Genomic DNA, 7,543 nt, shown 5'->3' with positions numbered 1-7,543 from the left:
GGTGGCCACCCGCGGGCCGGGTCCGCGCGGGTCGCCCCGGTGCGGCAGCGTCACCAGCCAGGCGCCGACGCCGCCCTCGTCGTCGGGGGCCACCGCGGGCACCCAGCGCGGCCCGGCGGCGGCCCGTGCGGCGTCCTCGTCCTCGCCGATCCGGGCCAGCAGGAACTCGCGCAGCGTCATCCCCCCATCCTGCCGGGGCCGGCTCGACGCCGCCGGCGGCCAGGGCCCATGATGCGGTCCGTGACGACTGATCAGGGCAGGTTCGCCGACCGGGTGGCGCTGGTGACCGGGGCTGGGAACGGGATCGGACGGGCCTGCGCCCGGCGGCTGTCGGCCGAGGGGGCGACGGTGGTGGTGGCCGACCTGGACGAGGCGGCCGCCGGCGCGGTCGCCGACGAGCTCACCGGCACCGGTGCCCGGGCACTGGCGGTGGCGATGGACGTCACCTCGGCGGAGTCGGTCGACCGGGCCGTCGCCGAGGCGGTGGACGCCTTCGGCGGTCTGGACGTGCTGGTCAGCTGCGCCGGTGGCACCTTCTCCCACCCGCCGCTGCCCGGCACCTCCGACGAGGACTGGCTGGCCAACCTGGAGCTCAACCTCATGGGCGTGGTCCGCGTGGTGCGGGCCGGCCTGCCGCACCTGCTCCCCCGGCGCGGCAACGTCGTCAGCATCGGCTCGGTCAACGGGCTGGGCAGCTTCGGCAGCGAGCCCTACTCCGCGGCCAAGGCGGCCCTGGTCAACCTCACCGCGAACCTGTCCACCGCCCACGGCCCGGCGGGCGTGCGGGTCAACCTGGTGATGCCGGGCACCGTGCGCACCCGGGTCTGGGACGACCAGCCGGAGTCGCTGGCCGAGCTGACCGCCGCCTACCCGCTGGGCCGGGCCGGCGAGCCGGAGGACATCGCCGCCGCGGTCGCCTTCCTCGCCTCCGACGACGCGTCCTGGATCAGCGGGGTGGTGCTCCCGGTGGACGGCGGTCTGATGGCCGCCGGCCCGCTGCGCCGCCGCGGCGCCTGAGACCACTCGGCGGCCCCGCCCGGGACGTCTGGCTCAGCCGCGGTCGCCCGGGGCGGCGAGCCGCAGCGGCGACAGACCCGTCAGGTCCACCACCCGCTCCGAGGCGGTGGTGACCAGCACGGCCAGCACCGCCTGGCAGGGTGCGCAGCGCAGCACCGTGCCCATCGCGGTCACGTAGGCGGCGACCTCCGCCAGCACGGCGTGGTGGCCGCAGCCCGCGCAGCGACCCAGCGCCAGGGTCACGTCCTCGCCGAAGAGGTCGGCCAGCGTGCCGGCGCACGCGTTCCCGTCGAGGTGGGTCATCCGCTCCCTCCGAACCGTTCGGTGCGGACGGCCGCGGGCGCGTGCCCGGCCTCCAGCAACCACCGGGACACCGTCTCCACGAACGGCGTCGACCCGCAGACGAAGATCCTCGGCGCGAGCGCGGGGCCCAGCGTCAGCCGGTCCAGCTCCTCGCGCACCAGCCGCCGCGGGGGCCGGCGGTCACCCTCGGGCGCGGAGCGGGTGTGGACGAGGTCGACCCGGGTGCGGCGCAGGGCCGCCAGCTCGCGGCGGAAGAACACGTCGTCGGGGGTCCGCACCGAGTAGAGCAGCCGGAACTCGCTGCCGTCGTCACTGCGCTCGTGCGCGGCGGCCATGGCGTACAGCGGCACGACGCCGGAGCCGCCGGCCACCAGCTGCACGGGGGCGGGGTCGGGGTCGGCCGAGGGCGTCCAGACGAAGAACCGGCCGAGCGGGCCGTGCACCTCGACCGAGTCGCCGACGGCCAGCACACGCACCAGGAACGGCGAGACCTCACCGTCGACCACCTCGTCGACCGCGAGGACCAGCCGGGTCCCCGGTCCGGAGGAGGCCACCGAGTACGACCGGGTGGCCTGGTAGCCGTCCGGGGCGGTGAGCCGGATGTCGACGTGCGACCCGGCCTCGTTGCCCGGCCAGGTGGGCACCTCCAGCTCGATCCGGCGCGCGGTGGCGGTCTCGGCGGTGACGGAGACGACCGTGGCCCGGTGCCAGGCGGCCCGCCGTGGGGTCACCAGTACCGCTCCTCCTGCCAGGGGTCGCCGCGGAGGTGGTAGCCGTGCTGCTCCCAGAAGCCGGGGTCGTTGTCCGGCATCAGCTGCAGCCCGCGGAGCCACTTGGCGCTCTTCCAGAAGTACAGGTGCGGCACGAGCAGCCGGGCGGGTCCGCCGTGCTCGGGGGTGAGCGGCTCGCCCTCGGCCTCCACCGCGACCCAGGCCCTGCCGTCGAGCAGGTCCTCCAGCGGGACGTTGGTGGTGTAGCCGCCGTGGCAGTGCGCCATCACGTAGTCGGCGGAGGTGTCGACGTCGGCGAAGAAGGCGTCGAGCGGGACGCCGCGCCAGGGCATCGCCAGCTTCGACCAGTGGGTGACGCAGTGGATGTCGGTGGTGACGTCCTCGATCCCGAGCCCGGTCAGGTCGTCCCAGGACCAGCGGTGCTCCGCGCCGTCCTCGGTGGTGATGGTGAAGGTCCAGTCGGCGGTGGACACCTGCGGGGTCGGGCCCGCGGAGAGCACCGGCCAGTCCTCCACCAGCGTCTGCCCGGGTGGCAGCCGCTCGTCCCGCTGACCGCGACGACCGGTGAACCCGCTGTTGACGAACGACATCGGCACCTCCTGAGGGCACGCGCACGTGCCGGTCAATCTAGGAGATCCGGTGGCCGCACGTCACCACCTGGCCGGACGCCGTCGCCGGCACGACCGGCAGCGGGATCAGGGCGCCCGGCTAGGCGCGTTCGCCCGAGGGCGCCGCCAGGCCGTCGAGCGGGGGCGGCGCCGGGGCGGGACGGGCGGACTGGCGGGCCCGGTCGTCGAGCTGCTCGACGAGCTCGGCGGCCAGCGTGCGCAGCTTGACGTTGCTCTGCTGCGACACCCGGATGAGGTAGTCGAAGGCCCGCTGCTGGTCGAGCTGGTAGCGCTCCATCACGATCCCGATCGCCTGGCCGATGAGCCGTCGGCTGCGCAACGCCTCCTGCAGCTGCTCCTCGCGCATCGACTTGCCCAGCGCCTGGGCCGCGTGGGAGGCGAAGATCTCGAGGACGTGCACCACCTCCTCGTCGAACGCGCCGACCTCGCTGGAGTACAGGTTGAGCCCGCCGACGCCGCTGGACTCGTTGAACAGCTCCACCCCCAGCTGGGAGCGGACGTCGAGCGCCGTGGCCCGGGGGGCGAAGTTGGGCCAGCGCTCGTCCGCTCCGATGTCGTTGACGATGGTCCGGGTGCGTCCGAGGATCGCGTCCACGCAGGGGCCCTCGCCGAGCTCGTACTGCAGGGCGTCGATCCGCCAGACCACGTCGTCGGTGCCGGCCACGGTCTCGATGGTCCCGTCCCGGCGGCCGATGGAGATCCCGGCGTGCCTCACCCCGGGTACGGTCGCCCGGACCGCGTGCACGACGGCGTCCAGGGTCTCCTCGACCGACTGGTTCTCGTGCAACGTCCTGGCCACCCGGGCCATCACGTCGGCGAGGTCCTCCTGCATCGCCACCTCCTGGGTCGTCGCCCTGCATGCCACCGGGATGCATGACGCTACCCCTCCGGGGCGGAGACCGACAGGATGGGAGCGGAGGAAGGAGGGGCCATGACGGGTCCACGGATCGAGCTGACGTCGGTGACCATCACCTCACCCGCGCCCCGCCGGCTGGCCCGCTTCTGGGCGGAGCTGCTGGGCTGGCCGGTGACCGCGGACGAACCGCCCGGACCGGGTGAGCCGCCGGAGGCGGGCTGGGCGCAGGTCCGCCCGCCCGAGGGGGTGCACGGGTTCACCCTCAACCTGGAGTGGGAGCGGCACTACCGGCGTCCGGTGTGGCCGGCCGAGCCGGACGCCCAGGTCGCCACCCAGCACCTCGACCTGCACACCGACGACGTGGCCGCCGCCGTGGCCCGGGCCGTGGGGCTGGGTGCGGTGCTGGCCGAGCACCAGCCGCAGGAGCACGTCCGGGTGCTCCTCGACCCCGACGGGCACCCGTTCTGCTTCTTCTGACGCGCCGTGGGGCCCGGGGTCAGCGGGTGCGGCTGCGCCGGCGGCCCACCCCGATGACGAGGGCGAGCGCGAGCAGCAGCACCAGACCGAGCAGCAGGTAGACCGGCAGCACCGCGAAGACGATGCCGGCCTGCGCGTCGCCGGAGACCAGTGCGGCCGTGATGAGCCCGCCGGCCAGCACCGCCAGCAGCACGGTGCCGAACCACAGCACCGGCGTGGTCAGCGGTTCCCGCCGGTGCACCACGAGCACGAGGACGGCCGCCGCCACCCAGGGCAGCAGGTTCCAGACGACGAACAGCGCGGCCGCCGGGGCGACGTCACCGGCTCCGGCGCCCAGCGCCCGCACGACCATCACCACCAGCGTGGCCAGACCCGCGACGGCCGGGACCAGCAGCACCGGGGGCCAGCGGCGTGCCGCCGGCGCCGCCCCGGGGTGCGTCCGCCCCGTCCGGCGGTCGGTGCTGGTGTCGTCCGCGCCGGTGTCGTCCACCCGGCCAGTATCCCGTAGCCGCCCGCGTCAGGCGGTCGATCGTGCGGTGCTGCCGAGCAGCTCGCGCAGCTCGGCGGCGGCAACCCGTCCGGCCCGGTTGGCCCCGACGGTGCTCGCCGAGGGGCCGTAGCCGACCAGGTGGATCCGCGGGTCGGCGGCCACCCGGGTGCCGTCCATCCGGATGCCGCCGCCGGGGCCGCGGAGCCGCAGCGGGGCGAGGTGGTCCAGTGCCGAGCGCCAGCCGGTGCACCACAGGATGACGTCGGCGTCCCAGGTGCGTCCGTCGGACCAGGCGACGCCGTCGGGGGTGATCCGGTCGAACACCGGGTGCCGCTCCAGCACGCCGGCGGCCTCCGCCGCCGCCACCTCCGGCGTGCGGACCAACCCCGTCACCGAGACGACGCTCTCCGGCGGCAGCCCGCGGCGGACCCGGTCCTCGACCCGGGACACCACCTCCCGGCCGATCTCGGGGGTGAACTCGTCCTCGCGGAACCGCGGCTCACGGCGGGTCACCCACAGCGTCTCGGCCACCGTGGCGATCTCGGGCAGCAGCTGGACGGCGGTCGAGCCGCCGCCGACCACCACCACCCGGTGCCCGGCCAGCTCGTCGGGTCCGCGGTACTGCGCGGCGTGCAGCTGCCGTCCCCGGAAGGTCTCCCGGCCGGGGTAGGACGGCCAGAACGGCCGGGTCCAGGTACCGGTCGCGTTCACCAGCGCGCGGGTGCGCACCGACCCGTCGTCGGTCTCGACCAGCAGCTCGGACCCGAGGTCGCGGACGGCGGAGACGGTGACCGGACGCCGCACTTCCAGCCCCATCCGCTGCTCGTAGGCGGCGAAGTAGGCCGGCACCGCCTCGTTGGCCCGGCGCGAGGGGTCGGGTGGGGTGAAGTCCATCCCGGGCAACCCGAAGATGCCGTGCACGGTCGCCATCCGCAGCGTCGGCCAACGGTGCTGCCAGGCACCGCCCGGGGCGGGATTGGCGTCCAGCACCACGTGCTCGAGGCCCAGCCGTCGCAGGTGGTAGGCGCTGGACAGCCCCGCCTGCCCGGCCCCGACCACCACCACATCCGTCCGCTCCACGTGGGAGGCAACAACCGGGCCGTCACGGGCAGTCCCGGCGGTGGGCCGGCGGGCCGCGGCTACGCCGGAGGGGTCGCCGCCGTGAGCAGGACGGCCACGTAGGGCCGTCCCGGCAGCTCGAGCGAGACCGCACCGGAGACGGTGCCGTCCAACCGCTGCGTCGTCATCTCCCAGGTGTCGATGACGTCGACGTGGAAGTCCACCCCGGCAGGGAGGTCGAGCTGACGCACCCCGGGGCTGTGCTGGCCGAAGTACTGGAGGTAGGCCTGCCCCTCCACGCCCGTCGTCGGCGCGTCGTAGAAGGCCTCGAGGGGCGCCGCTCCGGGAGGGAGCCGGTCGAGCACCGTGCGCAGGAAGGCGATCCGCGCCGGGCTCCCACCGACCAGGTCACCGCCGTGGGACCACCAGATCTCACCGCTCGCGTTGCGGTACGTCTCCCCGTGACCGACGTAGCCGCCCAGCAGCGTGCCCGTCCAGACCCTCTCGACGACGGCCTGCGCGGTCAGGTTGCCCCAGCGCTGGTGCAGGTCGCCCTCGTAGCCGCACTCGTCCACCACGACCGGTTTGCCCCAGGTCGCGCGCCAGCCCCGGGTGAGGTGGAGGTCCCAGTGCTGCAGGCTGACGTGGCTGACCCAGGGCTTGTGGTGGTCGTAGAGCCTCAGGCTGTCGGGGTCGTACATCCGCGTCCCGTTGTGGATCGAGCGCAGGTGCTGGTACGGGTCGTGCTGCTCGACGGTGTGGAAGAGCCGGTCCCACTCGTCGGCGCACTTCTCGCGCATGAAGTCGTACTCGTTGGCCAGCGACCACCAGATGTTGCGGAAGCAGCCCAACCGGGCGATCACGTACCGGAGGTAGGCGTGGTCGACCTCCTCGGGCATCCGGTCGAATCCCCAGCGGCCCCGGTCGTAGGGATGGAAGAGGATCAGGTCGCACTCGACGCCGAGGTCGCGCAGCGCCAGCACCTGCGCCTCCAGGTCGCGGAAGAAGACCGGGTCGAAGCGGGTGAGGTCGAACCCTGCGCCGTCCCTCGGGAACGGCGTCCGCTCGGGCTCACGCTCGTTGAAGGCGTAGTTCTTCGGGAAGACGCACATGCGGATCTTGTTGAAGGGCGAGCCGGCGAGGGTCCGCAGGGTGCGCTGCCGCACGTCCTCGGGCTGGTAGGACCACACGTAGCAGGTGGTACCGAAGGGGGTGTAGCGCGTGCCGTCCTCGTGGCGGAAGGCCGGCCCGCTCACCCGCACCGGACCGTGGTTGCCCGGCGCGGGGGGGACGCAGGTGAAGGATCCGGTGCGCTCGTCGTCAGGCAGGTCGAGACCGGAGATCTCGTAGCTCCACTCCCCGCAGCGGTCGGGCATGAACCGGACGAGGTAGCGGCCGTCGCCGTCGTAGAACCCCTCGACCGCACAGCTGCGATGACCCAGGCGGAAGACCGCGGTGAGCGTGACGTCGACGAAGGGGTTGCCGGTGTCCGGACCGGAGACGGCCGCCTCGAAGACGCCCCACTGCTCGACGTGCTGCTCCACCATGCCGCGACCTCGCTGTCGATCGAATGGATATTCGCTACCGCGCTCCTATACGGTACGCCATCCTCTGATCTCGCCGACAGCACCCGGTCGGGACCGGCTCCTCAGCCGAGGGTGGCCGGGCGGCAGAGCCGGGTGTGGAACTCCTCGGTCAGGGCGGACCAGACGCTGCGGGCGGCGATCCAGGCGGCCCCGGCCTCGGAGCTGGTCACCCGGCGCAGCTCGGCCTCGGGCCAGCGGCGACCCACCCGCTCGGCGACCCGGTCGCCGACCAGCACCGTGCCGGCGATCCCGCCGGCGAGCACCACCGGCGTCCGCTCCTCCGGCGTGCGGACCGTCTCGACCGCCGCGACCAGCAGGTCGGCGGCCCGGGCCAGGACGTCGGCGGCCAGCTCGTCGCCGGCGGCGGCGGCCTCGAGCACCACCGGCGCGAGCCG

The 7,543-nt window shown here is 74.2% G+C and carries 10 protein-coding genes and 1 pseudogene; 2 read left to right on the top strand and 9 right to left on the bottom strand.

Annotation, left to right across the window (positions count from 1 at the left end; translation table 11 throughout):
- Positions 1-180, bottom strand: a 180-nt coding sequence (locus DVA66_RS14415) for a DUF6221 family protein (RefSeq protein WP_157974017.1), incomplete at its 3' end; no start/stop codon positions are given.
- Positions 181-231: 51 nt separating this feature from the next.
- On the opposite strand from DVA66_RS14415, the gene DVA66_RS14410 reads away from it, so the two are divergent.
- Positions 232-1,017 carry an SDR family NAD(P)-dependent oxidoreductase gene (locus DVA66_RS14410; RefSeq protein ID WP_114560712.1) on the top strand — a complete coding sequence of 262 codons (786 nt, stop codon included), beginning with the start codon at positions 232-234 and terminating at the stop codon, positions 1,015-1,017.
- Between the two features lie 33 nt (positions 1,018-1,050).
- Here DVA66_RS14410 and DVA66_RS14405 read toward each other — a convergent pair whose 3' ends face one another.
- The 4 genes from DVA66_RS14405 to DVA66_RS14390 form a co-directional block, all read right to left on the bottom strand.
- On the bottom strand, positions 1,051-1,320 hold the full coding sequence (locus DVA66_RS14405; protein ID WP_114560711.1) for a DUF6510 family protein: 270 nt from the start codon (positions 1,318-1,320) through the stop codon (positions 1,051-1,053).
- Positions 1,317-2,051: an FAD-binding oxidoreductase gene (locus DVA66_RS14400; protein WP_114560710.1), complete on the bottom strand. Its 735-nt coding sequence runs from the start codon at positions 2,049-2,051 to the stop codon at positions 1,317-1,319. The genes DVA66_RS14405 and DVA66_RS14400 overlap by 4 nt, the downstream gene beginning before the upstream one ends.
- Positions 2,048-2,641: a molybdopterin-dependent oxidoreductase gene (locus DVA66_RS14395; RefSeq protein ID WP_114560709.1), complete on the bottom strand. Its 594-nt coding sequence runs from the start codon at positions 2,639-2,641 to the stop codon at positions 2,048-2,050. The genes DVA66_RS14400 and DVA66_RS14395 overlap by 4 nt, the downstream gene beginning before the upstream one ends.
- Positions 2,642-2,759: 118 nt before the next feature.
- Positions 2,760-3,512: a GAF and ANTAR domain-containing protein gene (locus DVA66_RS14390; protein WP_114560708.1), complete on the bottom strand. Its 753-nt coding sequence runs from the start codon at positions 3,510-3,512 to the stop codon at positions 2,760-2,762.
- 99 nt (positions 3,513-3,611) lie between these two features.
- Between DVA66_RS14390 and DVA66_RS14385 the strand changes: the two genes are divergently transcribed.
- The gene (locus DVA66_RS14385) at positions 3,612-4,013 is read left to right on the top strand and encodes a VOC family protein (protein ID WP_114560707.1); all 402 of its coding nucleotides are present in this window, start codon (positions 3,612-3,614) and stop codon (positions 4,011-4,013) included.
- Positions 4,014-4,032: 19 nt separating this feature from the next.
- Here the strand turns inward: DVA66_RS14385 and DVA66_RS14380 are convergent, their stop codons facing one another.
- The 4 genes and pseudogenes from DVA66_RS14380 to DVA66_RS14365 form a co-directional block, all read right to left on the bottom strand.
- A complete protein-coding gene (locus DVA66_RS14380; RefSeq protein WP_114560706.1) occupies positions 4,033-4,503 on the bottom strand; it encodes a hypothetical protein in 471 nt (156 codons plus the stop codon).
- Between the two features lie 27 nt (positions 4,504-4,530).
- Positions 4,531-5,583 carry an FAD-dependent oxidoreductase gene (locus tag DVA66_RS14375; protein ID WP_114560705.1) on the bottom strand — a complete coding sequence of 351 codons (1,053 nt, stop codon included), beginning with the start codon at positions 5,581-5,583 and terminating at the stop codon, positions 4,531-4,533.
- A 59-nt stretch (positions 5,584-5,642) separates the two neighbouring features.
- On the bottom strand, positions 5,643-7,109 hold the full coding sequence (locus tag DVA66_RS14370) for a DUF5605 domain-containing protein (protein ID WP_114560704.1): 1,467 nt from the start codon (positions 7,107-7,109) through the stop codon (positions 5,643-5,645).
- 101 nt (positions 7,110-7,210) lie between these two features.
- Positions 7,211-7,543: pseudogene (locus DVA66_RS14365) on the bottom strand (hypothetical protein); the annotation flags it as partial.

The organism is Desertihabitans aurantiacus, from assembly GCF_003344635.1.
Classification (GTDB): domain Bacteria; phylum Actinomycetota; class Actinomycetes; order Propionibacteriales; family Propionibacteriaceae; genus Desertihabitans; species Desertihabitans aurantiacus.
The sequence above is the reverse complement of the archived record's forward strand: the minus strand, read 5'-3'. Positions and strand labels throughout refer to the sequence as shown.

Coding starts and splice junctions, on each gene's coding strand:
- DVA66_RS14410 (WP_114560712.1), top strand. CDS start 232: ATGCGGTCCGTGACGACTGATCAGGGCAGGTTCGCCGACCGGGTGGCG.
- DVA66_RS14390 (WP_114560708.1), bottom strand. CDS start 3,512: ATGCAGGAGGACCTCGCCGACGTGATGGCCCGGGTGGCCAGGACGTTG.
- DVA66_RS14405 (WP_114560711.1), bottom strand. CDS start 1,320: ATGACCCACCTCGACGGGAACGCGTGCGCCGGCACGCTGGCCGACCTC.
- DVA66_RS14385 (WP_114560707.1), top strand. CDS start 3,612: ATGACGGGTCCACGGATCGAGCTGACGTCGGTGACCATCACCTCACCC.
- DVA66_RS14395 (WP_114560709.1), bottom strand. CDS start 2,641: ATGTCGTTCGTCAACAGCGGGTTCACCGGTCGTCGCGGTCAGCGGGAC.
- DVA66_RS14370 (WP_114560704.1), bottom strand. CDS start 7,109: ATGGTGGAGCAGCACGTCGAGCAGTGGGGCGTCTTCGAGGCGGCCGTC.